Annotated in this window: 1 rRNA gene; it reads left to right on the top strand. The window is 54.5% G+C overall.

From position 1 onward, the window contains the following. Positions 1-356: ribosomal RNA gene (locus QCZ28_RS34430) — 23S ribosomal RNA — on the top strand; the annotation flags it as partial.

Below are 356 nucleotides of genomic sequence, written 5' to 3'. Positions count from 1 at the left end.
TGTGGTGTCACCCACACCTGAACACATAGGGTGTGTGGAGGGAACGCGGGGAAGTGAAACATCTCAGTACCCGTAGGAAGAGAAAACAATTTAGTGATTCCGTGAGTAGTGGCGAGCGAAAGCGGATCGAGGCTAAACCGGCTGCGTGTGATACCTGTCAGGGGTTGCGTGGTCGGGGTTGTGGGACCCTACTGAACAAGCTGACACTTGTTCGAGGAGTTACAAAGTCAGTGGCTAGTCGAACAGTCTGGAATGGCTGACCGTAGACGGTGAGAGTCCGGTAGGTGAAAGTTGCTGACCTTCTGTGGGTGTTCCCGAGTAGCGGCGGACCCCTGAAATCTGCCGTGAATCTGCCA

Source organism: Micromonospora sp. DH14, from assembly GCF_029809455.1.
Classification (GTDB): Bacteria; Actinomycetota; Actinomycetes; order Mycobacteriales; family Micromonosporaceae; genus Micromonospora; species Micromonospora parva.
The sequence above is the reverse complement of the archived record's forward strand: the minus strand, read 5'-3'. Positions and strand labels throughout refer to the sequence as shown.